Origin of the sequence: Mesorhizobium loti, from assembly GCF_003148495.1 — a bacterium.
GTDB classification, from domain to species: Bacteria; Pseudomonadota; Alphaproteobacteria; order Rhizobiales; family Rhizobiaceae; genus Mesorhizobium; species Mesorhizobium loti.
Map to the genome: position 1 here is coordinate 173,147 of NZ_QGGH01000001.1, position 21,076 is coordinate 194,222.

Genomic DNA, 21,076 nt, shown 5'->3' on the forward strand with positions numbered 1-21,076 from the left:
TTTGAATATCGCTCCGCCATTAAATGTGCCCGCACGTGATCGATTGGCCCGGGACAACAACAGAAGAGTAGCAAAGACAACGGTTCGTCGCTATCTGAATGGGATCAGGCCGTTTGCGTGCGGAAATGGCTTGCAATTGACGCAAGACGAGTTGGAAACAGGATCATGGCGGCAAGGGATGTGCTGACGAAGAACCAGTTGTGCGTGCTCGAGAAACTCGAGACCGCCAGCGGGCCGCTTAGCGCCTATACCTTGCTCGACCAGTTGCGCGAGCGGGGCTTTCGTGCGCCGCTGCAGGTCTATCGCGCGCTCGACACGCTGGTGAAGTCCGGCTTTGTGCATCGGCTGGAGAGCATCAACTCCTTCGTCGCTTGTGCCGAGCCGCACGACCACAGCCACTCGATGACCGCTTTCGCCATCTGCGATACTTGCGGGCAAGTCACCGAAATGTCCGACCACGATGTCGGCCACCAGTTGGACGAATGGGTGCGCTCCACCGGCTTCGCCGCCAAGAAGGCGGTGATCGAGTTTCGCGGGACGTGTGCCAAGTGCCTGGCCGAAGCTGCCTAAGGTGCGTTGATATTCAGGTGATGCCGGCCTGCAAACGGCGGTGTCCTGCGCTTCCCCGTTCTACCGCGTCGCGGTAGAACTGCGCTCACGTACCCAAAAGTACGCTCCGCTCCGGTTCTCGGGAGCCATCATTTTCGGCCCGGCCTGACCTGAATCTCAACACACCTTGAGGTGGCGCTAGACTAATGCGCCTCGTCCCAGTTGTTGGCGGCGCGCGCGTCGACATGTAGCGGCACCGACATCGATACCGCAGGCATCGCCGCGTTTTCCATGACATGACGCACGACCGGGATCGTCGCCTCGACTTCGGCCTCGACGGTCTCGAAGATCAGTTCGTCATGCACCTGCAGCAGCATGCGTGCCGAAAGGTCTGCTTTTTCCAGCGCCTCCTCCATGCGGATCATGGCTCGGCGGATGATGTCGGCGGCAGTGCCTTGCAGGCGGGCGTTGATAGAGGCGCGCTCGTTGAAAGCGCGCAGCGACGGGTTCGACGAGCGGATGTCCGGGTAATGGATGCGGCGCCCGAAGATGGTTTCGACGAAGCCGTGCTCGCGAGCGTAGGCCTTGGTCTCCTCGATGTAGTCGCGGATGCCGGGGAAGCGCTCGAAGTATTTCTTGATGTAGTTGCTCGCTTCCTCGCGCGGGATCGACAGCTGGTTGGCGAGACCGAAGGCCGAAATGCCGTAGATGATGCCGAAATTGATCGCCTTGGCGCGGCGGCGGACTTCCGAAGGCATGCCCTCGACCGGCACATTGAACATTTCCGACGCAGTGATAGCGTGGATGTCGGCGCCGTCGGCAAAGGCCTGCCGCAGTTGCGGAATCTCGGCGACATGGGCGAGGACGCGCAACTCGATCTGGCTGTAGTCGGCCGAGACCAGCCGATGGCTCTTGTCGGTGATGAAGGCGGTCCTGATCTTGCGACCTTCGGCGGTGCGCACCGGAATGTTCTGCAAGTTCGGGTCGGAGGATGACAAGCGTCCCGTCGTCGTCGCGGCCAGCGCGTAGGAGGTGTGGACGCGCTTGGTGTCGGGGTGGATGAAGCCTGGCAGCGCATCGGTATAGGTCGACTTGAGCTTGGTCAGCTGGCGCCAGTCGACGATCTTGCGCGGCAGTTCATGGCCCTCGGCGGCGAGGTCTTCGAGAAGTTGCGCCGAGGTCGACCACTGGCCGGTCTTGGTTTTAGAGCCACCGGGCAGACCCATGCGACCGAACAGGATGTCGCCGAGCTGTTTTGGCGAGCCGATGTTGATGCGCTCGCCGATGAGCTGATAGATTTCTTCTTCCAGCCGGGCGGCGCCCTGCGCCAGTTCGCCTGACAGCCGCGACAGGATCTGCCGGTCGACAGAGATGCCGCGCTGTTCCATGCGCGCCAGCACCGGCACCAGCGGCCGTTCCAGCCGCTCATAGACCGACACCAGCCCCTTGGCGGCGAGCCGCGGTTTCAGCACCAGCCAGAGCCGCAGCGTCATATCGGCGTCTTCGCCGGCATGAGCGGTCGCCTTGTCGATGTCGACCTGATCGAAACCGACGGAGCTTTTGCCGGAGCCGGTGACGTCCTTGAGCAGGAGAGGGGTATGACCCAGCCATTTCTCGGCAAGCGAGTCCAGGCCGTGACCATGGGGCGTGCCGGCATCGAGCACGTAGGAGATCAGCATGGTGTCGTCGAACGGCGCAACATCGATGCCATAGCGGCTCATGACGACAAGATCGTATTTCAGGTTCTGCGCGATCTTGAGAACCGACCTGTCTTCCAGCAGCGGTTTCAGCAGGGCCAGCGCCTCGCGGAGAGGAATCTGGTTTTCGACCACGCCGCCGCCGAGCAGGTCGCCGTTGCCGCTCTTGTGGGTGAAAGGAATGTAGGCGACGCGGCCGGGCGCCGTGGCGATGGATATGCCGATCAACTCGGCTTGCATCGGATCGGCCGACGTCGCCCTGACGTCGAAAGCGGCAAGGCCAGTCCCGGTTGCCTCCGCGACCCAAGCTTTCAAGGTCGCGACATCGCGGATGCAGTGATAGGCCGATGTATCGATCTTGCGGGTGGCCGCACGCTCCAGACGCAGCGCGGCGAGCAGGGAAGGGGTGTCGCCGCTGATGGGTTTCTCGGTGCCCGGCGCCCCGTCTGCCGCGCCGTCTTGGCCGGTCCCGGCAGGTCGCGCCTCGCTGGAAGCTCCAGCACCGACATCGGGGCCATGCGCGTTATCGGCGCGCTCGACGGTCACCGCGACGGCCTGGACGTCACCGACCTCGGTGCTGGTCGCCTCCGCCACGCGGCGGGTCAGCGAGGTGAATTCCATCGTCTTGAGGAAGCCGATCAGCTTCGGTCCGTCCGGCGCATGCAGGACGAAATCGTCCAGCCCCTCGGCCACCGGCACGTCGTTCATCAGCGTCACCAACTGACGCGAAATACGCGCCTTGTCGGCGTTGGCGATGATGGATTCGCGCCTCTTGTCCTGCTTGATCTCGCCGGCGCGGGCCAGCAGCGTGTCGAGGTCGCCGAACTGCTCGAGCAGTTGTGCCGCCGTCTTCGGCCCGATGCCGGGCACACCAGGCACATTGTCGACGGAATCGCCGGTCAGCGCCTGCAGGTCGACCATTTTCTCCGGCGGCACGCCCCATTTCTCGATGACCTCCGGAATGCCGATCTGGCGGTCCTTCATCGGGTCGTACATGCCGACCGTGTCGCCGACCAGCTGCATCAGGTCCTTGTCGGAGGAGATGATGGTGGTGTCGCCGCCTGCTTCACGGGCAAGCCTGGCATAGGTGGCGATCAGATCGTCGGCCTCGTAGCCTTCGATCTCGATGCAAGGCAGGTTGAACGCCCTGGTCGCCTGGCGGATCAGGCCGAATTGCGGGATCAGGTCTTCCGGCGGGGCCGAGCGGTTGGCCTTGTATTCGGGGTAGAGGTCGTTGCGGAAGGTTTTCGACGAATAGTCGAAAATGACGGCGAAATGCGTCGGCACAATGCCTACATCGGTGTTGCGGGCGTCGAGCATCAGCTTCCACAGCATGTTGCAGAAGCCGGAAACGGCCCCAACCGGCAGACCGTCGGATTTGCGGGTCAGTGGCGGCAGCGCGTGATAGGCACGGAAGATGTAGCCGGAGCCGTCGATAAGGAAGAGATGATCGCCTTTTTTCATGTCGGCAGGGATAGCGCGGCGCGGCGGCTTGGTCCATGCCAAAGGCGGCTTCAAATATCGGTTCCGGCAACACCCTGACAGACCGCTGACAGGCCACCCCGCTCACGGCCATGTTACAAAAGTGTAATTTTCGTGCCCTTGAATCGCCACGTTCAAAGACACAAATAAAGGTCATCGGCAGTTTTCGCCGAGTCCGGAGCAAGGCCCGTCCCCCGCCTATCCCGGACACCTGCGGCAGCCTATCCCCCCTCTCCGGGCTGCCGCATCGTTTCGAGTAGAAGGCCGCCGTGGTTCCCCCTCCACCACGGCGGTCTTTTTTTACCTCAGACAGACGTTTGCAGCCCGTGGTCCAACGATCGCGGACTTTTCGTTTTCCTGTCCTGCCTTTACGGTTCCGGTTCTGAATCGAAAGGCTTCACACATGTCCGCAGTTTCCCCCGTCCTCGACCGTCTCGACAAGAATCTCGACCAGAGCCTCGAACGCCTGTTCGGCCTGCTCAGGATCAAGTCGATCTCAACCGATCCGGCCTATGCCGCCGACTGCCGCAAGGCGGCGGAATGGCTGGTGGCCGAACTCAAGCTGATCGGCTTCGACGCCAGCGTGCGTGATACGCCGGGACACCCGATGGTAGTCGCCCATCACGACGGGCCGGCGGGTGCGCCGCATGTGCTGTTCTATGGTCATTACGACGTACAGCCGGTCGACCCGATCGAATTGTGGGAAAGCGATCCGTTCGCGCCCGCGGTCAAGGAGGTCGGACCGGACCACAAGGTGATCACGGGACGCGGCTCGGCCGACGACAAGGGCCAGTTGATGACCTTCGTCGAGGCTTGCCGCGCCTGGAAGCAGGTGCACGGCAATCTGCCCTGCCGCATCACCATCCTGTTCGAGGGCGAGGAGGAATCCGGCTCGCCGTCGCTGAAGCCGTTCCTCGAGGCCAATGCCGACGAACTCAAGGCCGATTTCGCGCTGGTCTGCGATACCGGCATGTGGGACCGCGATACGCCGTCGATCTGCGTCGGATTGCGCGGGCTGGTCGGCGAGGAGATCACGATCAAGGCCGCCGACCGTGACCTGCATTCCGGCCTCTATGGCGGTGCTGCCGCCAACCCGATCCGCATCCTGGTCAAGGTTTTGGCCGATATCCACGACAAGGACGGCCACATCACCATTCCCGGTTTCTATGACGGGGTCGAGGAAACGCCGTCGCAGATCCTGAAATCCTGGGAGACGCTTGGCGAGACGGCCGAGACGTTCCTCGGACCAGTCGGCCTGTCGATCCCGTCGGGCGAAAAGGGGCGCTCGGTGCTGGAACTCACCTGGGCGCGGCCGACGGCCGAGTTCAACGGCATCATCGGCGGCTACACCGGCAAGGGCTTCAAGACGGTGATCGCGGCGGAAGCCTCGGCAAAAGTCTCCTTCCGCCTCGTCCACAAGCAGGATCCCAAGAAAATCCGAGCGGCGTTCCAGAAATTCGTCAAGGAACGGATTCCGGCCGACTGCTCGGTCGAATTCCACCCGCATGGCGGCTCGCCGGCAATCCAGCTTTCCTACGATTCGCCGTTCCTGGCCAAGGCCAAGGATGCGCTGTCCGACGAATGGCCGAAGCCGGCGGTGACGACGGGCAGCGGCGGGTCGATTCCGGTGGTCGGCGACTTCCAGACCTATCTCGGCATGGAATCGCTCCTGGTCGGGTTCGGCCTCGACGACGACCGCATCCACTCGCCCAACGAGAAATACGAGCTCAGCTCCTTCCACAAGGGCCAGCGCTCCTGGGCGCGGATTCTCGATGCCTTGACGCGCTGAGCGGCGGGACCCTCGTTTTCCTGTTGATTTTTCAGCGGATCGCGGCGAGGACGGGCCACAAGACAGAAGCGCTATAGCGTCCCTTGCGGGTCAAGGGACGCGCAAGGCTCGACCGGAGAAGACAATGGCCGACATCCGTTTCCACAAGCATGATCTGCCCGACCTCTCGCACTACAATGTCGGGGCAGTGGCCATCGACACCGAGACGCTGGGGCTCAACCCACATCGCGATCGGCTGTGCGTGGTGCAGATTTCGCCTGGTGACGGCAGCGCCGATGTCATCCAGATCGCGCCCGGCCAGAAGAAGGCGCCGAACCTCGTCAGCCTGCTGAGGAACCGCGGCATAACCAAGCTGTTCCACTACGGACGCTTCGACCTTGCCGTGCTCTACAATGCGTTCGGCGTGATGCCCGAGCCGGTGTTCTGCACCAAGATCGCCTCGCGGCTGACCCGCACCTACACCGACCGCCACGGGCTGAAGGATATCTGCTTCGAGCTTCTCGGCGTCGGCCTGTCCAAGGCGCAGCAATCGTCAGACTGGGCGGCCGAAACGCTGTCGCCCGAACAGCTCGAATATGCCGCTTCCGACGTGCTCTATCTGCACCGGTTGCGCGATGTGCTGGCCGGACGGTTGGCGCGCGATGGGCGGACCAAGGAGGCCGATGCCTGCTTCCGCTTCCTGCCGACGCGTGCCAAACTCGATCTGATGGGCTGGGACGAAGAGGATATCTTCGCCCATAGCTGACGGTCGTCTCCGCGAGCTGCTGCCGATGGCCGGTTGGAACCAGATGCAGGCTGCCGCGTTTTGTCGGCTCAAATGGGGGATGACATGACGGACAGAAAGTCCATAGCGACCGCGCCGACCGACGGCTCCAAGGTCTCTGTCACGTGGAAGGACAGCGACGGCGTGATCAACGAATCCATCGCGCAATATCGCGACGACGGCTGGTGGGTCTACACCGACAGTCACACGCAAAAGAAGGTCGAGCCGACCAGTTGGCGGCCTGCCGCAAGCGACGGTGACGATTAGAGCAGTTCACCGTTTCACGGAAACGGCGAGCTGCTCTAACTCTTTGTTTTGACGCAATCCTCTAGGGAAAGCGCTACGCGCTTTTCCCGGGAAAACCGCTTTATACTTTTCCTGGAATTACTCTAGTGAGCGCGCCGCTGGCGAGGCCGGCCGCTTTCGAATAGCTTGAAGCTGTTGATATCGAGGCCGATTCGGAGCTTTCCGTTCCGCCGTCGCCCTCTTGCTCGGAGGAAATCGCTATGGGTGTCGAAAGCCTGCTCGTCTTCATCATCATCGGTGCCATCGCCGGTTGGCTCGCCGGTCTTATCGTTTCCGGCTTCGGCTTCGGTCTGATCGGCAACATTATCGTCGGCATCGTCGGCGCGTTCATTGCCGGCTGGCTGTTTCCACGGATCGGCTTCTCCATCGGCGGCGGCATTCTCGCCTCGATCATCCATGCTACCATCGGCGCCATCATCCTGCTGGTGCTGGTCAAGGTCCTGAAACGAGCCTGAGGCTCGACAACGCAAAGAGCGCGCCATGAAACAGAATACGCTCTATCTCGTCATTGGCGCGCTCGTCGTCGTGGTTATCGCGCTCGGTATCTATGTCTATCGCGAGCAGACCAAACCCAAGGGCGTCGAGCTCAAGATCGACGACAAGGGCATATCGATCCAGCAGAACTGAACCGTCGATCGGTGGATGCGGGAGCGCGACATGGTGGCTTCTGACGCTCCGGGAGACGTCGATCAGCCCAGGATTACCGTTGCGGAATGGGAGAGGCTGAACAGGCCGCCAAGGCGCGAGGCACTGTTACGCTATCATTGGCGGGTATTTTGCTTCCTGAGGACATCCGCGCCGGTCAGCGAATTGCAGGGGCGAGAGCAGGCTTTCCGCGATGCGATCATCGCTAGCGTGGCCTTCAACCGGCCCGACGTGATCGAATGGCAGATCCACCTCGTGCGCCGATACCTGGCCGAGCATGACAGCTACATCGTCTTCGACAACAGCAAGAAGGACGAGGCAAGGGAGGCCATCCGCGACCTTTGTCGCCGCCAGCATGTCCCCTATGTCGCGTTGCCGAGGAACAGGCTGGTTGTCAGCAGGTCGCACGGTCAAGCGCTCAACTGGATCGTGCGGAATTTCTTGCCCAGGTTCGGGCCGAGGCTTTTCGGCTTCATCGATCATGACATCTTTCCGACTGAACCATTTTCGATCCGCGCCCGGATGGAGGGCAAAAGCCTCTACGGCAGCGCGCGGCGCGATACGCCAACGCCGGGCGGCTGGTTCCTGTGGCCCGGGTTCTGTTTTTTCGATGGAAGCCTGTTGCGGCGGCGGCTGGATTTCGCCCCGAGCTACAAGTTTCATATGGATTCCGGTGGCGGCAACTGGCCGGTGCTCTACAGGTCGATCGATCCGGCGCTGGTTCGGTTCGCCGAAAACAAATCGCTTCGCTTCGGCGCGGGCCATGATCAATCCGAGGATTTTTTCATGGTGGTCGATGGCTGGCTGCATGTGACGAACGCCTCGAACTGGAGACGACAGCAGGTTGACAGGGGCGAAGACATTCTCGCGCTGTTGCGGCAAGCCGGCGGTCCCGACCAGCCGGATGTGAAGTTCGAGCCTATCTGAACGAGACATCAAAGCCGGGCAGGGGTTTGGCAAGGGCCAGGCCGATGAGACAGATTTTCGGCCTTCAATGCCAACGAGAGGCGCATGACGATACACCAGATCGATTTCAAGGCAGGCGATGCCGTGCGGGCCGCGCTTGCGGAAATCGGGCGCACCGAGGACCTGCGTTTTTCGCCTGATAACCGGCTGCTGGCAATTGCCGGATATGCGCGCAAGCGCTGCCTGATCCTGCGCATCGACGTCGAGACGGGACCTGATGGGCCAGGCGTCACACTTCACAATTTCATGGAGTTGACGTCGGACGACATGGGTGAAGTCCATGGCCTCGATTTCATCGATGACCGAACCTTGGCAGTCGCCAATCGCGATGGGCTGGTTGCGCTATTTGCTCTGCCGCGTGAAGAACCGGCTGGCCAGTGTCGTGAGATCGCGGCCATTCGCCAGATCCGAGGCAGGCGGCCCTACAAACTGAATTCGCCGGGCTCCGTCGCCGTCAGGCAGGAGTTGCACGGCCGCGTCAGTCTGCTGGTCTGCAACAATTACGCGCATCTGGTCACCCGGCATGTGGTCACCCGGTGGTTTGGCTATCGCGCTACAAGCAATCAGCTGCTTCTAAAGCGTGGTCTCGATATCCCTGACGGCATTGCGCTCAGCCATGATGGAAAGTGGATCGCTGTCAGCAGCCACGGCACAAAGGATGTGAAGATCTACAGCATGTGGGCGTCGCTTGGACCGGACAGTGAACCGGCCGGTATCCTGCAGAATGCCGGCTATCCGCACGGTGTGCGCTTTACGGGCGATGATCGGCACATCGTGGTTGCCGACGCCGGCAGCCCGATGCTGCATGTCTATGATCGCGGCACTGGTTGGGACGGCCGTCGCACGCCCGAGCGCTCTATTGCCGTGCTCGATGAAGAAACCTTCCTGCGGGGCAGGGCCAGTTTTGACGAGGGCGGGCCGAAAGGCCTCGATATCGACCGGTCCAACAGCGTCGTCGCGGTGACTTGCGAAGAGCAGCCGATGGCTTTTTTCGCGCTGGCGTCGCTGGTTGGCCCCTCGATGATCGAACTCGGCGAGACTTAACCCGCCCTTAAAAGCAAGTGCTTGATTTCGTTGAGACCCGTTACCGCTGCAGGCGGAATAGCAGTCCAAACGCTTGCGGATGAAAAAGGAACGTGCTCCTAATCGGTCCGTTGCGGCGATCCCTTGAAACGGAGCGCCAGAATGGAACTCACCGAAATTGTCATCGACAAGCCCTACTATGCCATCAGGTTCGAGGATATCGCCGAATGGTGGATCCTGGGCGTCCGCTGCGGGCTATGCCGCCACGAGGCTCCTGTCGATCGAGACAGGCTGAAGAAGCGGTCTGGCGAGCAATACCTTCGCTTCGCCACCAAGTTTTGTCGCTGCACCCAATGTGGGAATATGGATCATCATCGGGTCTATGTGGCTGGAAAGCTGCCGCGGTGACTATTTCGTGGGCCGCCGCTTCCAGCATTTCGCCTTCACCCAGCTCGATGACGGACCGCTGCGATATTTGCTGTCCGCACGCTTCGAGACGACGCCCTCAAGCCCGGCCTGCCCGACGAGATAGAAGATCGAGGCGGCATCACCCGGAAGCGCCTCGCTGAACTGGATCCTGCTGCCCGGCCGGATCAGGCCGAAGAGCATCTCCCGGCGCGCCTTGCAGCCGATATCGCGGAGGTCGTGGCCGTTGAGGTGTAAGAGATCGAAGGCGCAAAAGATCATCGCATAGGGGTCGGCGTGGATGACGCGCTGGAGTGCGTGGAAGTCCGGTAGACCGGCGGCATTGGTGGCGACGACTTCACCATCGATGATGGCGTTTTCCACCCCGAGATCGCGGGCGGCATCGACGATGCCGGTGTATTTCCGCGTCCAGTCAGCACCACTGCTGCTGAAGACCTGGATGTCGTCAGGCGCGCTGACCACGATCTGGGTGCGGTAGCCGTCGAGCTTGATCTCATGGAGCCAGCCGTCACCGGCGGGTGGCTTGTCTACAAGTTTCGGCTTCATCGGCGGAATGAATTTCAAACGCATGAGATGTCCAGATCCCGGCGGATTCAATTAGCATCCGCTGAATTGGTTCCCAAAACGCAAAAAGCCCCGCCGGCCGGAGCCAAGCGGGGCTGTGGTGGTTATCGCCGTTGCGGCGGTCGTCGTTGAGGATGGCGCCTTGGACCCGATTCCTCCTGTTCTTCGCGGCGGTCAAGTCGATCGAGCAGCGTCTTGTGCATCTCCTCCATCTCATCGGTGCGCTTGTCGGCCAGCGCCTCGAGCGCTCTGGCACAGCGGTCAAGCACAGCGATCACCCGCTCGGTCTGTTCCTTGTCGCCAAAGCCGAAGCCGACGCCTGCGACGACGGCATCGAGTCCACGCGGTCTCTCCCGCAGCGTTCTCAGATAATTGCCAATAGCCCCGACAACGACGACAGCCCCGACAGCGGCGGTGCCAAGCAGCTCAGGCGTCAATTCCATTTCCAGCCACCCGCTTATGGTTAGCGTCTGATCTGCCCGCTTCGCCAAAGGCGCGGATGACATTGTAGCAATCGAGGAGGAAAAGGACGGGATAGACGGCAAGGCCTACCCCAAGAGAACCGCCCTGGAGGATGCCGATGGTGATCTCGAACCAGAACAGGGCGCTGATGAAGGCAGATAGCCCGCGAGCATGCGGAGAGCGTCGCCACGCCCCATTGATGGCCAAGACAATAAGCCGGCCGCCGCCAACGACAAGGCACAGCGCCGCCCATGTCGACTGCGGCATGATGTTGGCCAGCGCTGTATAAGTGGGAGGGCCACTTTGGAACAGGTCAGGGCTGGCATGCAGGATCACCGACCAGCCGAACAGCATGGTTGCCAGCGCCCACTCCGAGGCTCTGGCCGGGAACGTGTCGCGCAGCGATCGGGAGATATGGGCGAAGATCATTTCGTCAGCGCCTTGATGATCAGGATTTTCGCATGGTTGAGGCGCCGGCAATCGCCTGAGATGACGCGGTCTTCAGCATGCAAGTCCGTCTGCTCTTTGCTCGGCACGAAGCGATGCGGGATGTCGACGACCTTGGCGCACTCCTGCATCGCACTCGGATCAACATGGATGGTCGGCTTCGGCAGCAAACTATCGACCGATGGCGTCGAGCCGTGTTGACACCCCTGCAGAGATGCCAGCAGGGCGGCAAACAGCAGGCTTCGTGGGATCAGGCGGAACATTGTCTTCATCCTTCTGGGCGTGCTGCAGTTCTGCGATACGGTCGGCATCGCTATGCAGTTTGTCGATGTAGGCTTGAGCTGCGGCATCGATGTCCTGCTGGCGGGTCTTGGTGTCGGCCGCTTGGGCAACCGCCGCGAGCTTGATCTTTTCCTGCCACAGCGCCGCCTCGGCCTTGCCGCCGGCGGCGTATTCCCGATCGACACGGCCGTCGACCAGCGAGGCGAGCTTCGGCCCGGCCCACGGGATATCGCGCAGCGGGCCGATCGGGAGGCCTTCGTAGAAGAAGATGACGCCGCCGGCGACGACGAGCGGGAGGCCGAAGCGCGATGTCGCGAAGGCGAGGAATGGGCCAACATAGGGGATTGCGTAGAGCGCCGCGATCATTTGAGCACCCAGATGAGCCAGCCGGCGCCGGCGATGATGGCGTAGGGTGCCGCCTCGCGGAGGAATATGGCGATGGCTACACGACCCCAGAAGTCGGTATTGTTGCCGCCGCCGCCCATCACGCGGCTGCCCCGAGAGACACCAACAACGCCGCCCATTGGTCGGCCGACAGCCGGACCGCGGCGGTCTTGCCTTCATAAGTCTGTGAGCACGACGCCGGATGATCGACCATCGGACCTTTTTCCGGCGCCAGATTGCAGTAGTTGTTGCAGAAATCATCACCCGGCGTGCAGCGGCCGGGCTTGCCCTTGTCGACGGCGTGGCCGCAGATGTAGGCGCTCTCCGCGCGCACCTCCGGATCGCCGCGGACATAGACGGTGACCGAACGATCATCGTTCCGGCTCACGTTGACGAACCCAGGATAGATCGGGGCCAGCGTTGTGAGAGCTGCCATCAATTTTGCCATGTTATGGAGCCTCCGTTCCCATCGCCTGGGCGAGATGCTTGGCCTTGCGGCGGGCGTACCAGCCGTAGGCGAAGCCGCCAGCAGCCAGCAGCGCGCTGACGATGGCCAGCACGACCACAATCTTGGTGATCCACTCGCTGGCATAGGAGAACGGCACGAGCTGATCCTGAAGCCCGGCCAGCGTGCCCGAGACACCAAGACCGCCCATGCCGGCACCCGTTGCCGCATCGGCTGGAGCCGTCATCGGCGCCGCGTCGGCATCCTCGGCAAAGGCCTTCGCCTGCGCGCCGTCGTAGAAATTGGCGACCTGCGGGCTGCCGTTCGTGGCCCATGCCTGGCCGATCGAGCGCACCTCGGCGACACGCGCCGACCAGCCGCGCCCGAAGACCGGCCAGGTGCTGAGATGCCGCATGAAGTTGAGACGCTGATCGCAGATGCGGCCGACCAGCGCATCGAGGTCGTTCACCGAATTGACAGCGGCAACGGTGGTGAGACCCATGGTGCCGTCGACGCGGCCCTTGTAGACGGGGCCGAGCGCGCGTTGCAGCCAGATGATCGACTGCTTCGGACCGGAATTCACCGCACCATCGAACAGCACGTAGTCGATGCCGTCTGGGAGATCGTCGCCCTTGACGGCATCCCAGTACTGGCGATCGTAGATTTCGGCGACCTCCCTCATGGAGATCTGCTGGACGGACTGCGCGCCAAGACCCTTGCCGCGCCGGTAGGCATCATAAACGCGCTGGGTGACACCCTTGTTGGTCGGGCCGCCGGGATCCCTCGGGTGGTTGACGTAGCCACCCTCATGCGCGAGCACGCGGGACAGCGCTTCCTTTTCACGGGAAGAGGCCATGGGAGTTCCTTTCCGCCCTCGCGGGCAGGTTGAAATAACGGGATATATCGATGGTGAGAGGTGGCTCGGCTTGGGGCGCAATGGCGGCGCGCCCCGTTCACCGGTTGTTGACCTTGCAAGCTCATAAACTTCACGGGCAACAGGAGAACAATGGCTTTGGAACAGATCTCAGGTACGCAAATCGCGTTCGCGGTGGTTGCGGCTCTTCTGGCCTATGTCGGGATCGAGACGGCCGCCTCGGCCTATGCTTCCCCGCAACCAGTCGTGGTGGAGCAGCCGGCGATGGTGCCTGTCTACGAATTGAGGCGGCAGCAGGAAGAACAGTGGCTCAAGTCCGGTTTCTGGCACAGGATCGTCTGAATTAACCGTTCGTGAACCATCGCCTTGCAGGGCTCCCCGCCGAGTGGTTCAATGGTCGACTGCTATCCGGGGGAGACTGCGGTGGACCTTGTTAGCCTCAAAATACTTTTGCTCTGCGTTCTGATCTTCGTGCCGCTTGAGCGCGTTCTTGCCCTGCGCCCGACGCAGAAGGTCTTCCGGAAGGGGATCGTCAACGACGCGATCTATGCAATTTCTAACGGCCCCCTGGTCAACCTGGTGGGCGGCGTGTTGTTCGTGCCGGCTATCAGCGCGGCGATGCTGCTTGTGCCGGCAAGCGTAGCGCAGGCTGTCAGCGGGCAAGTCACCTGGCTGCAGGTCATCGAGATCATCGTGCTGACCGACCTTGGCGTCTATGCCGCGCACCGGGCTTTTCATGCCGTCCCGGCGCTGTGGCGCTTTCATTCGATCCACCACGGCGTCGAGGAGATGGACTGGCTGGCCGCGTTCCATAGCCATCCCGTCGACCAGATCATCACCAAGACCGTGTCTCTGCTACCGGTGTTCCTGCTGGGATTTTCGACCGAGGCCTTCGCGATCTATTCCATAATCTATCTCGGACATGGGCTGCTGATCCACGCCAACATCAAGATGAGTTTTGGGCCGCTCAAATATGTAATCGCTAGCCCGCAATTCCATCATTGGCATCACGCTAACGAGCGGATTGCCTATGACAAGAACTTCGCCGGCCAGTTGGCGATCATCGACGCGATCTTCGGCACGTTTCAGGTTCCGCCAGGGGCCGAGACACCGGTCAAATACGGTGTCGACGACCCGATCCCGGCGAATTATTTTGGCCAGATCGGCTATCCGTTTTTGCCGCGAAAAGCTGAAATTGAGACAGATCAGCCCCATGCGCTAAAGCCAGATGGCGGCGTCTGATTGAAGGCGCTGGCACCCAAGTTAACCGTGCCTTGATCGCCCGCTCCCGACAACGACAGGCCCGCGAAGAAACTTCCTGACGTCATTCCTGTCGGCAGGGCAATGCCGCCAACTCCGGTAGCCGGATCAGCTGATCCATTGTTGTTCCAGTTGCCGGCGCCTTTGCGGCACCAGAACAAATTGGCTCCCCGGTCGATCGCGATCGGAACGATGTTCCCTATCGTCAGTGCCCCAATCGACCCGGCTGAGGACCCGTTTTTATAGACGTTCCCGTCGTTATAGATCGCAATCCCGTTGGCATCGATGCCGAGAAGTGACGCCAACACGGCCGAGGAATTTCCAAACCCGGCACCAAAGAAGGAGCCAGAGCTATTCACGGTCCACTCAAAGTAGAGCTTCTCGCTGCCGCTATATGAGTTGGTCGTTTTGACAGTGCTGCTGCCTGCGCTCAGAGCCGTTGCGGTTAAGTTGATGTTCGACAGCGATATCGGGCCTGCCTTGTCAGCAGGGTTTAACATTCCGCCGACATGCACGAAGAACGAAGCCGCCAGGCCCCAGACCGCGTTGCTCAAAGCCAGCGTGGCCGCGACGTCGTTGGTGTCCGCGTTTTCCGTTGTCAGGAATGACTTTGATAGAACCTTCAGGAAACCCGATGTCGTGAGGTCATCCTGTGTCGGCGTGTCGATGCCGGAATAGGTGAGACCCAGCGTATCCGTTGCGCCAGCACGCGCATGAGCGAGAACGAAGCCGCCAGCGGCCACGGCAAGGTCACTCAAGGCCATTGACGTCGTGCCGCTGTCGAAGTTGGCAAGGACATCCAACAGGACCATGTTGGCCGTGGTCGTCTCATAGGCCGAGCCTACGCATGTCGTGCAGGCAGCGCTCGTGGTGATGACAAAGGTTGCAGCCACGCCGGCCGGGACGTCGGAGTAGTAGAGACCCTGGCGACCTGCAGTGGAACCAGGGCCGTCAGTGATACGCGTGGCCCCAACGCTGTTGTTGACCACGGACGTAATGTTGGTCGATGCACCGCCAACGGCGAAACCGAGAAAAACACGCCTAGCATAGCCGACTGTGCCGAACGACAGGATAAACGTCGTGGATGCCGCTGCGGTGTCGACCTGTGTCGAGAGGAATTCATAAATCACAGGCCCGCCGCCGCCTCCAGATGGGCGCCGGCCGCCAAATCCGATTAGGTTGTTGACCTTAAGCATCGTTGGCGGCATTCGTCGTGTAGAAGAGCTTGATACCGATCAGACGCATGTCCTCGCTCATGTCGTCATTGCCATCCGAAACAACACGCTGTACCCGGAAAAGGCATAGATCCCCCTCCACAGGCGAACCGGCGATTGTCACCGCCGAGCTCTCGGCCGTCACCAGCAACTCAAGCGCGCCAGACTGCGCATCGTCAGTCACGACAACGGGTGTTCCAACCGCCGTGTCGAGCGCTTCATTGTCGGACATAGCCACGCCCGCCAGCGAGATCGCCACGCCGTCGGTGTCTGTTGCCGACGTCGTCCACCATGCCTGGAAGGTGACGGTACCTTCATCCCAGCCCTTCGGCATGGCGATATCGAACCACGCCTGCTCGGCCGTCGTGGCATCGAAGTCGAGGACGGAGAAGTTGACCTTATTCGAAGACGTCTCGACCTGCCCCGTAGACGGCCCGTTTGTCGTGGCGGCGAGCATCGCCGAGGCTGGCACCCAAATGGTCTGCTTGCCCGTCGCCGCACCGGAGACGACAGCTGTGCCATCGGCGCGGGTGTAGTAAAGGCAGATGACATTGTCGCTGGCATCCTGAGCGAAGCAGGCGCGATCCCCTGCGGCCGTGGTGATGTTTGCCCCACCTGGCAGCTTCAGCGTCGTCGCGTTGTGGGTAAGCGTCAGGATGCCATCAAAGATCACCCATGCTACTCGCCCATCCTTCGCCGTCGCCCAATCGATATCGGTGATCGTGGTCGTACCGGTGATGTGGAAGAAGCCGCCTTCGCCCAACGCGGTGGTTGTCGCGCTTGCGACGTCGGCGCCCTTCTCCCATAGGGCGGCGAGGGCATCGGCGGTGACACCCTTTGAAGTGTCGGTGCCAGTCAGGACTTCAGTTGTCGAGGCGGCGGTGAAGCCGCCAATGCCTGCCTGGGCGAAGGCCAGCGAGGTCGATCCGACCGTGATCGGGGCGTTGGTCGTGCACGTCCATTGCGTGTCGGCCAGCGTCGTGCCTTCGCTGACATAGACTGATGCATTGACCAACTCGGCTCCGGCATCCGCGTCGGTCGCGCGCGTCGGTGCACCGCTGGCATTGACCGTGTAGATGCCGTTTTCAGAGGCGCTGGACTGGTTCTTGATGAGGATGCGATCGCCGGTGGCGAGGGTGACGCCATCGATCGCGTCACCATTCTCGAACGAGCTCGCCAGCGTGCCGGCGACCGTGGTGGCGGCGCGCACCGCCTGTTTCCAGGACAGACCGGTGACCTTGCCGTCGACATAGGTCTTTATGCCTTTTTCGGTGGTAACCTTGGCGTCCGACGCGGAGGCCATCGTGCCGTCGGTCGAGATCGCGACGCCGCCATCCTGAATGGTCTGGCCGTCGGTACCGTTGAACGTCGCGATGTTGCCGCTGACCGAACTCCCTGGACCGGTGACGTTGCCCAAGCCGCCGCTTGAGCCGACGAGCACCCATGTGCCGCCGACGTCATAGTAGTAGAATGCATCCTCGTCGGCGGCATAGGCCTGTGCGCCTGGAAGCGCCGGGATGAACTGCCACGCGCCATTGAAGAAATTGGCGATCGCCTCACCATGGCCCGACCATGCTCCCGTCGGTGATCCGCCGAGCACATACTGATCGCCCTCTGCGGGAGATCCCGGCGGACTGGTGTCGCCGACGGACACACAGCCGTACAGGGCGGCGCCGGCCTCGAGCTTGGCGACCGCCTCATTGACCGTGGTGTGTCGATTGTTCTGCGTCTCGGCAAGTTCGGTGATGCCGAGCCGATTGGAAGTCGTCATGCCGCTTCTCTCAGTTCGATGCCGTCGCCATAGACCGCGGAGACCTGGGCGAGACCGAATTCAAGGGTTGTCTGGGGTGAGCCGAAATCGGTCGTCTGATCGGCGGCGGTATAGGTATAGGTTTCGGTGGCGGCGTCGTAGCTGTTCAGCAGGACGCCCATGCCGTCGTAGATGTTGATGGCATAGGCCTCCGATGCCTCGCTCATCGGCGGTGTCTCCGGCCCGCTCTCCGGCCATGCCTGGCCGAGCCGATCGCGACGGTTGAAGACGAAGGTCCAGTCACCGGTGCCAGCGTCTCTGGTCGCGCTCACGAGCTGCGGCGACCATGGCCGCAGACCCTTGCCGTTGTTGGTGAAGGTGACGGCTCCTGTGGAATCGAACACCGTCGAGGTCGGCACCGCGACATAGATGCGCGCCAGCGTGCGGTCTCCCTCCAGGCTTCGCGTCATCGCCTGGTCATCGAGGTGATAGACCGTGGCGCCGGCGGCGTGCCCAGCCATGGCGAATTCGGTACCCTTCAAGCCGCGCAGCAGCGTCGACAGCGTCCAGGTGCCGTCCATGTTGTCGACGACGGAAGCGGCGCGGATATACTCCCAATCGCCAACGCTGGCGTTCCAGACGGCGAAGCCGTTGGTGGTCTCGCTGGCGAGCAGCGCGTCCTCGCTGACGCTGGCGGGCGGGCTGCCAATCGGAACCGCGATGTTGAAGGCCGTTGCGCGATCCCATGCGGCGGGATGCGCGCGATCCGGCAGCGCGTCGAGCGCGATGCCACGGATCATGCCGTTGACGAAGCCCGCCCACGGCAAGTACGTGGAACCGCCATCCTCTGACCGATAGATCGAGGCTGAGCGGAACGTGCCGGCCGAGGTCACCGCGACGCCGGTGTAAAAGCCGTCATTGTTGTCGGCGCCGCGCAGCAGGTGGCCGTCGATCAGCACCGGGGTGGCATCAGCGATCCCGAGCAGCGAATCGATGACGTAAGGTGTCTGGCCGCCGACGGCCTCCGATGTGAAGCTGTCGCCGCGCTTGCGGAACTCCATCTCGACGACGGTGTCGCCGCTCATCTTGGTCAGCACCGCCTTAGCGGTCCTTCCCTCATCCAATGGCAAGGTGACGACCTGACCGGGATGCAGATCCATGTGCTTCGGGCCGACATTGGTCTTGTAGACCGTGGCGGCGTCGAGCAACGAGTTGAACATCACATCCGCCACCTGGGCGGCGTCGTCATCCTTGAGGACCTGAGATGTCGAAAACGCAAGGCCTCGCTTGCGTCTCACCTTGATCGGCGCACCGGTTTCGTCGGCCTGCGAGGGTTCGTCGTTGAACTTCTCGTCTTCCTTCGTCGTTCCCGCCTGCGCACCGATGCGGTAGGCGGCGTCATAACTCGGATAGGTGATGATAACCTGTTCCGGCATGTCGAGCGCCGAGGGATATTCTTCGCTGATCGAGACAGGATCCGGTTCCGCATTGAGCGCGACGCCGACATCATCGATCGACAGCGTGCGAAACGATGCGGTCTGGCGCGGAAAAAAGGTCTGGATGCCATCGATCTGCGCCCAATCGACGAAGTTGACGCGGGTGAGATCCTCGATGACACCGCGCGGTGGTGTTCCGGCGCGATCGCCATAGCCATAGATGCCCGATGTCACCGCGGAGGCATCACCGATCAGACCCGCATAGTCGCATTCCGCCTCGAGCACTTCCGACAACAGGACGGGTGTGCGAGCGAGGCGAGGGACGAACATCAGGTAGCCTTCAAGCGGCTGCCAGATCACCCCGAATCCGGCCGATACCCCGGAGAGGTAGCCAGGGGCATCGAAGCCCCATGTGCCAGCCGTTGACGTCGTCGCATAATCAGCCAACTTGGTGAGATCGGAAATGCGGTACTCGACGATCCGGTGATCTTCCGGCGCCGAAAATACCAGCGTGTTTGAGGCGCCAAGAGCGCGACGCGACAGCAGTTGATCCGGTATACCTGACGCGTTCCAGCCGCCATTCGAGATCGATCGAAGCAGCGTCCCCATATCGGCCGAATAGACGTAAATATTTCCCTTCGCGCCGAACACGACGACGCTGTCGGATTCATCGTCGTAGAAGATGGCGCGGATACCCTGAACTGTGCCGAGCACGGGCAGCGTGAAACTGGCGTCGACGATGGAGAGAGAATTGGTATCCCATGAGGAATGATGCAGGACCGTCGAATTGCCGGTGCTCCAATAGATACGATCAGGCCCGCAGCTCAGGATTTGCGGTTTGCCGGCAAGATCGAGAGACCAGCCCAGGTTCCAGCCGGTACCGATGTTGCTGAGCAGCGAAAGCTTGTCCTCACGCGCCATCAAAATGTAGGAGACGCCGCCGATCGAGGTCTCGCAGGAGCAATTGATGTTGTCCTTTGGCAGGGATTGCAGCACACCGGTCACGACCTGCTTCTGAGCGCCGGTGGCGAGGTCGTACACATGGACTTCATCGGCATTTATATTGCCGACAAGCACATCGTTGCGCGATGAAATGATGACGCCGGTCGGCGGGAAACCGAGATCGATGGCCTTGCGCACCGTGCCCGAAGGCAGCGAATAGATGGTCAGTATCCCGCCCAATCCATCATTGGCTGCCATCGCAAAGGCGTCACCGTTGATATCGGTGAGGTGGCTTGAGACGGTGGAACCAACATCGATGCTGAGATACGCGCTCGCGCTTTGCTTGAGCAGTTCACCTTCCATGTTGGGGATACGAAGGCCGAACTCGTCGAGCGGCAGGTTTTTCACCACCACATAGACGATGCCGGGCCATGCGGGAACGTTGCCGGCACCGCGGTCGGCCTCGATATCAGGATCCGGCTCCTGGTCATCGGTGCCGAGGTAGACCTTGATCGAGGCGCCCTTGGCGACGCCGATGCCCTTGCCGCCATTGGCGATGGCGTGCTGGAGCGATTCCGCCGAGATGTCGAAGATCAGCTTGTCGTCGGCCCAGATGCGCGTGACACCAGATGCCGGCCCGTTCCAGGCAAAGGCAACGGCAAAGGTTGCGGTGTAACTGTAGGTCGTCACCTCCGGACCGAGGGCTTTACCCTGGCGTTCCGTCTTGACGTGCTCGTCGATATGGTTGCCCTTGAGCCATATGACAGCTCCGGCCGTTCGGATCGCACCATGCCAGCGGGTGAGCTGGTCGCCATATTGCGAGGTCTGCGCCTTCAGGCTTTCGGCGCGCGGGCCTTTGATCTTCTGTGGGAAGAGGAAGGCGACGGCGAGCTTGAGGCCGAAGCCAACGGCGGTTTCAACGATGCCACCCAGCAAACCACCACCAACAGCGGCACCGGCGGCAGCGGCTATGAAGGCCATTTGGGCCTCCACAGCATCAGCGGCGGGAACTGCAGACCAGTATCGACGACATTGGATTTGGGGCCGAGCGCCTGGATGACACGCTTCGGCGCCAAACCGTCGACCTCGGAGACGATCGCCATGTGCAGGGTTTGCGTCGTCTTGAACAGCACGACATCGCCGATCTCGGGTGCACCGACACGATCGCAGAACACCTCGAGATATCGCCTGGCCTGCCGATAGTCCTGCATCCGGCCGTAGTCGGCCGCCAGCGGGGCGTCGATGCCGATGGCGCGCATCGACAGCACGATGAGGCCAACGCAATCCATGCCCTTGTCGGTGCGGCCCTGGTGCACCCAGGGGACGCCGAGAAAGCCGCGTGCCGCGGCGACGAAGGCTTCAGCGCTCAT

General features: G+C 61.8%; 24 protein-coding genes. 11 read left to right on the forward strand and 13 right to left on the reverse strand.

Annotation, left to right across the window (positions count from 1 at the left end; all coding sequences use genetic code 11):
- Positions 1 to 165 precede the first annotated feature (165 nt).
- Positions 166 to 570 (forward strand): Fur family transcriptional regulator, encoded by a 405-nt coding sequence (locus C8D77_RS00865; RefSeq protein WP_109658718.1) that lies wholly within the window; start codon positions 166 to 168, stop codon positions 568 to 570.
- A 182-nt stretch (positions 571 to 752) separates the two neighbouring features.
- Here C8D77_RS00865 and polA read toward each other — a convergent pair whose 3' ends face one another.
- On the reverse strand, positions 753 to 3,710 hold the full coding sequence (polA, locus tag C8D77_RS00870) for a DNA polymerase I (RefSeq protein ID WP_170136685.1): 2,958 nt from the start codon (positions 3,708 to 3,710) through the stop codon (positions 753 to 755).
- Between the two features lie 421 nt (positions 3,711 to 4,131).
- Here polA and C8D77_RS00875 point away from each other — a divergent pair, with 421 nt between their 5' ends.
- The 8 genes from C8D77_RS00875 to C8D77_RS00910 all read left to right on the forward strand — a co-directional run bounded on the left by C8D77_RS00875 (position 4,132) and on the right by C8D77_RS00910 (position 9,628).
- On the forward strand, positions 4,132 to 5,517 hold the full coding sequence (locus C8D77_RS00875; protein ID WP_109658720.1) for a M20/M25/M40 family metallo-hydrolase: 1,386 nt from the start codon (positions 4,132 to 4,134) through the stop codon (positions 5,515 to 5,517).
- Between the two features lie 124 nt (positions 5,518 to 5,641).
- Positions 5,642 to 6,262 carry a ribonuclease D gene (locus tag C8D77_RS00880; RefSeq protein ID WP_109658721.1) on the forward strand — a complete coding sequence of 207 codons (621 nt, stop codon included), beginning with the start codon at positions 5,642 to 5,644 and terminating at the stop codon, positions 6,260 to 6,262.
- A gap of 84 nt (positions 6,263 to 6,346) precedes the next feature.
- Positions 6,347 to 6,547: a hypothetical protein gene (locus C8D77_RS00885; RefSeq protein ID WP_109661129.1), complete on the forward strand. Its 201-nt coding sequence runs from the start codon at positions 6,347 to 6,349 to the stop codon at positions 6,545 to 6,547.
- 239 nt (positions 6,548 to 6,786) lie between these two features.
- A complete protein-coding gene (locus tag C8D77_RS00890; RefSeq protein WP_056594910.1) occupies positions 6,787 to 7,041 on the forward strand; it encodes a GlsB/YeaQ/YmgE family stress response membrane protein in 255 nt (84 codons plus the stop codon).
- Between the two features lie 25 nt (positions 7,042 to 7,066).
- A complete protein-coding gene (locus tag C8D77_RS00895) occupies positions 7,067 to 7,213 on the forward strand; it encodes a hypothetical protein (protein ID WP_013529552.1) in 147 nt (48 codons plus the stop codon).
- A 30-nt stretch (positions 7,214 to 7,243) separates the two neighbouring features.
- Entirely contained in the window at positions 7,244 to 8,158 is a 915-nt protein-coding gene (locus tag C8D77_RS00900; RefSeq protein WP_109661131.1) for a hypothetical protein, read from the forward strand.
- 84 nt (positions 8,159 to 8,242) lie between these two features.
- Entirely contained in the window at positions 8,243 to 9,241 is a 999-nt protein-coding gene (locus tag C8D77_RS00905; RefSeq protein ID WP_109658722.1) for an NHL repeat-containing protein, read from the forward strand.
- A gap of 141 nt (positions 9,242 to 9,382) precedes the next feature.
- On the forward strand, positions 9,383 to 9,628 hold the full coding sequence (locus C8D77_RS00910) for a hypothetical protein (protein WP_109658723.1): 246 nt from the start codon (positions 9,383 to 9,385) through the stop codon (positions 9,626 to 9,628).
- Here C8D77_RS00910 and C8D77_RS00915 read toward each other — a convergent pair whose 3' ends face one another.
- From C8D77_RS00915 to C8D77_RS00945, 8 genes are all read right to left on the reverse strand, one after another.
- A complete protein-coding gene (locus C8D77_RS00915; RefSeq protein WP_109658724.1) occupies positions 9,629 to 10,216 on the reverse strand; it encodes an ATP-dependent DNA ligase in 588 nt (195 codons plus the stop codon). It abuts the gene before it with no gap.
- Positions 10,217 to 10,314: 98 nt separating this feature from the next.
- The gene (locus C8D77_RS00920) at positions 10,315 to 10,653 is read right to left on the reverse strand and encodes a hypothetical protein (protein ID WP_109658725.1); all 339 of its coding nucleotides are present in this window, start codon (positions 10,651 to 10,653) and stop codon (positions 10,315 to 10,317) included.
- Positions 10,637 to 11,101: a hypothetical protein gene (locus C8D77_RS00925; protein ID WP_109658726.1), complete on the reverse strand. Its 465-nt coding sequence runs from the start codon at positions 11,099 to 11,101 to the stop codon at positions 10,637 to 10,639. The genes C8D77_RS00920 and C8D77_RS00925 overlap by 17 nt, the downstream gene beginning before the upstream one ends.
- Positions 11,098 to 11,382, reverse strand: coding sequence for a hypothetical protein (locus C8D77_RS00930; RefSeq protein WP_146211741.1), 285 nt, complete (start codon positions 11,380 to 11,382; stop codon positions 11,098 to 11,100). Before C8D77_RS00930 ends, C8D77_RS00925 begins: the two co-directional genes overlap by 4 nt.
- On the reverse strand, positions 11,291 to 11,767 hold the full coding sequence (locus C8D77_RS00935; protein WP_109658728.1) for a hypothetical protein: 477 nt from the start codon (positions 11,765 to 11,767) through the stop codon (positions 11,291 to 11,293). The genes C8D77_RS00930 and C8D77_RS00935 overlap by 92 nt, the downstream gene beginning before the upstream one ends.
- Positions 11,764 to 11,886 (reverse strand): hypothetical protein, encoded by a 123-nt coding sequence (locus C8D77_RS38775; RefSeq protein WP_281277001.1) that lies wholly within the window; start codon positions 11,884 to 11,886, stop codon positions 11,764 to 11,766. The genes C8D77_RS00935 and C8D77_RS38775 overlap by 4 nt, the downstream gene beginning before the upstream one ends.
- The gene (locus C8D77_RS00940; protein ID WP_146211742.1) at positions 11,886 to 12,221 is read right to left on the reverse strand and encodes a hypothetical protein; all 336 of its coding nucleotides are present in this window, start codon (positions 12,219 to 12,221) and stop codon (positions 11,886 to 11,888) included. Before C8D77_RS00940 ends, C8D77_RS38775 begins: the two co-directional genes overlap by 1 nt.
- Positions 12,222 to 12,234: 13 nt before the next feature.
- Positions 12,235 to 13,086: a glycoside hydrolase family 108 protein gene (locus tag C8D77_RS00945; RefSeq protein ID WP_109658730.1), complete on the reverse strand. Its 852-nt coding sequence runs from the start codon at positions 13,084 to 13,086 to the stop codon at positions 12,235 to 12,237.
- A 150-nt stretch (positions 13,087 to 13,236) separates the two neighbouring features.
- Between C8D77_RS00945 and C8D77_RS00950 the strand changes: the two genes are divergently transcribed.
- Together C8D77_RS00950 and C8D77_RS00955 are read left to right on the forward strand one after the other, a co-directional pair.
- Positions 13,237 to 13,446: a hypothetical protein gene (locus tag C8D77_RS00950; protein WP_109658731.1), complete on the forward strand. Its 210-nt coding sequence runs from the start codon at positions 13,237 to 13,239 to the stop codon at positions 13,444 to 13,446.
- Between the two features lie 81 nt (positions 13,447 to 13,527).
- The gene (locus tag C8D77_RS00955; protein WP_245951594.1) at positions 13,528 to 14,346 is read left to right on the forward strand and encodes a sterol desaturase family protein; all 819 of its coding nucleotides are present in this window, start codon (positions 13,528 to 13,530) and stop codon (positions 14,344 to 14,346) included.
- Here C8D77_RS00955 and C8D77_RS00960 read toward each other — a convergent pair.
- The 4 genes from C8D77_RS00960 to C8D77_RS00975 are packed head-to-tail and all read right to left on the reverse strand — an operon-like array spanning position 14,310 to position 21,076.
- Positions 14,310 to 15,560 carry an SPRY domain-containing protein gene (locus C8D77_RS00960; RefSeq protein WP_146211743.1) on the reverse strand — a complete coding sequence of 417 codons (1,251 nt, stop codon included), beginning with the start codon at positions 15,558 to 15,560 and terminating at the stop codon, positions 14,310 to 14,312. The genes C8D77_RS00955 and C8D77_RS00960 overlap by 37 nt on opposite strands.
- Entirely contained in the window at positions 15,553 to 17,349 is a 1,797-nt protein-coding gene (locus C8D77_RS00965; protein ID WP_109658734.1) for a DUF2793 domain-containing protein, read from the reverse strand. The genes C8D77_RS00960 and C8D77_RS00965 overlap by 8 nt, the downstream gene beginning before the upstream one ends.
- Positions 17,346 to 20,687 (reverse strand): GTA baseplate fiber-binding domain-containing protein, encoded by a 3,342-nt coding sequence (locus tag C8D77_RS00970; RefSeq protein ID WP_109658735.1) that lies wholly within the window; start codon positions 20,685 to 20,687, stop codon positions 17,346 to 17,348. The genes C8D77_RS00965 and C8D77_RS00970 overlap by 4 nt, the downstream gene beginning before the upstream one ends.
- Positions 20,675 to 21,076: a C40 family peptidase gene (locus C8D77_RS00975; protein ID WP_109658736.1), complete on the reverse strand. Its 402-nt coding sequence runs from the start codon at positions 21,074 to 21,076 to the stop codon at positions 20,675 to 20,677. Before C8D77_RS00975 ends, C8D77_RS00970 begins: the two co-directional genes overlap by 13 nt.

Excerpts from the sequence above, each read along its gene's own strand:
- C8D77_RS00865 (WP_109658718.1), top strand. The coding sequence starts at position 166 with ATGGCGGCAAGGGATGTGCTGACGAAGAACCAGTTGTGCGTGCTCGAG.
- polA (WP_170136685.1), bottom strand. The coding sequence starts at position 3,710 with ATGAAAAAAGGCGATCATCTCTTCCTTATCGACGGCTCCGGCTACATC.
- C8D77_RS00875 (WP_109658720.1), top strand. The coding sequence starts at position 4,132 with ATGTCCGCAGTTTCCCCCGTCCTCGACCGTCTCGACAAGAATCTCGAC.
- C8D77_RS00880 (WP_109658721.1), top strand. The coding sequence starts at position 5,642 with ATGGCCGACATCCGTTTCCACAAGCATGATCTGCCCGACCTCTCGCAC.
- C8D77_RS00885 (WP_109661129.1), top strand. The coding sequence starts at position 6,347 with ATGACGGACAGAAAGTCCATAGCGACCGCGCCGACCGACGGCTCCAAG.
- C8D77_RS00890 (WP_056594910.1), top strand. The coding sequence starts at position 6,787 with ATGGGTGTCGAAAGCCTGCTCGTCTTCATCATCATCGGTGCCATCGCC.
- C8D77_RS00895 (WP_013529552.1), top strand. The coding sequence starts at position 7,067 with ATGAAACAGAATACGCTCTATCTCGTCATTGGCGCGCTCGTCGTCGTG.
- C8D77_RS00900 (WP_109661131.1), top strand. The coding sequence starts at position 7,244 with ATGGTGGCTTCTGACGCTCCGGGAGACGTCGATCAGCCCAGGATTACC.
- C8D77_RS00905 (WP_109658722.1), top strand. The coding sequence starts at position 8,243 with ATGACGATACACCAGATCGATTTCAAGGCAGGCGATGCCGTGCGGGCC.
- C8D77_RS00910 (WP_109658723.1), top strand. The coding sequence starts at position 9,383 with ATGGAACTCACCGAAATTGTCATCGACAAGCCCTACTATGCCATCAGG.
- C8D77_RS00915 (WP_109658724.1), bottom strand. The coding sequence starts at position 10,216 with ATGCGTTTGAAATTCATTCCGCCGATGAAGCCGAAACTTGTAGACAAG.
- C8D77_RS00920 (WP_109658725.1), bottom strand. The coding sequence starts at position 10,653 with ATGGAATTGACGCCTGAGCTGCTTGGCACCGCCGCTGTCGGGGCTGTC.
- C8D77_RS00925 (WP_109658726.1), bottom strand. The coding sequence starts at position 11,101 with ATGATCTTCGCCCATATCTCCCGATCGCTGCGCGACACGTTCCCGGCC.
- C8D77_RS00930 (WP_146211741.1), bottom strand. The coding sequence starts at position 11,382 with ATGTTCCGCCTGATCCCACGAAGCCTGCTGTTTGCCGCCCTGCTGGCA.
- C8D77_RS00935 (WP_109658728.1), bottom strand. The coding sequence starts at position 11,767 with ATGATCGCGGCGCTCTACGCAATCCCCTATGTTGGCCCATTCCTCGCC.
- C8D77_RS38775 (WP_281277001.1), bottom strand. The coding sequence starts at position 11,886 with ATGGGCGGCGGCGGCAACAATACCGACTTCTGGGGTCGTGTAGCCATC.
- C8D77_RS00940 (WP_146211742.1), bottom strand. The coding sequence starts at position 12,221 with ATGGCAGCTCTCACAACGCTGGCCCCGATCTATCCTGGGTTCGTCAAC.
- C8D77_RS00945 (WP_109658730.1), bottom strand. The coding sequence starts at position 13,086 with ATGGCCTCTTCCCGTGAAAAGGAAGCGCTGTCCCGCGTGCTCGCGCAT.
- C8D77_RS00950 (WP_109658731.1), top strand. The coding sequence starts at position 13,237 with ATGGCTTTGGAACAGATCTCAGGTACGCAAATCGCGTTCGCGGTGGTT.
- C8D77_RS00960 (WP_146211743.1), bottom strand. The coding sequence starts at position 15,560 with ATGCTTAAGGTCAACAACCTAATCGGATTTGGCGGCCGGCGCCCATCT.
- C8D77_RS00965 (WP_109658734.1), bottom strand. The coding sequence starts at position 17,349 with ATGACGACTTCCAATCGGCTCGGCATCACCGAACTTGCCGAGACGCAG.
- C8D77_RS00970 (WP_109658735.1), bottom strand. The coding sequence starts at position 20,687 with ATGGCCTTCATAGCCGCTGCCGCCGGTGCCGCTGTTGGTGGTGGTTTG.
- C8D77_RS00975 (WP_109658736.1), bottom strand. The coding sequence starts at position 21,076 with ATGAGCGCTGAAGCCTTCGTCGCCGCGGCACGCGGCTTTCTCGGCGTC.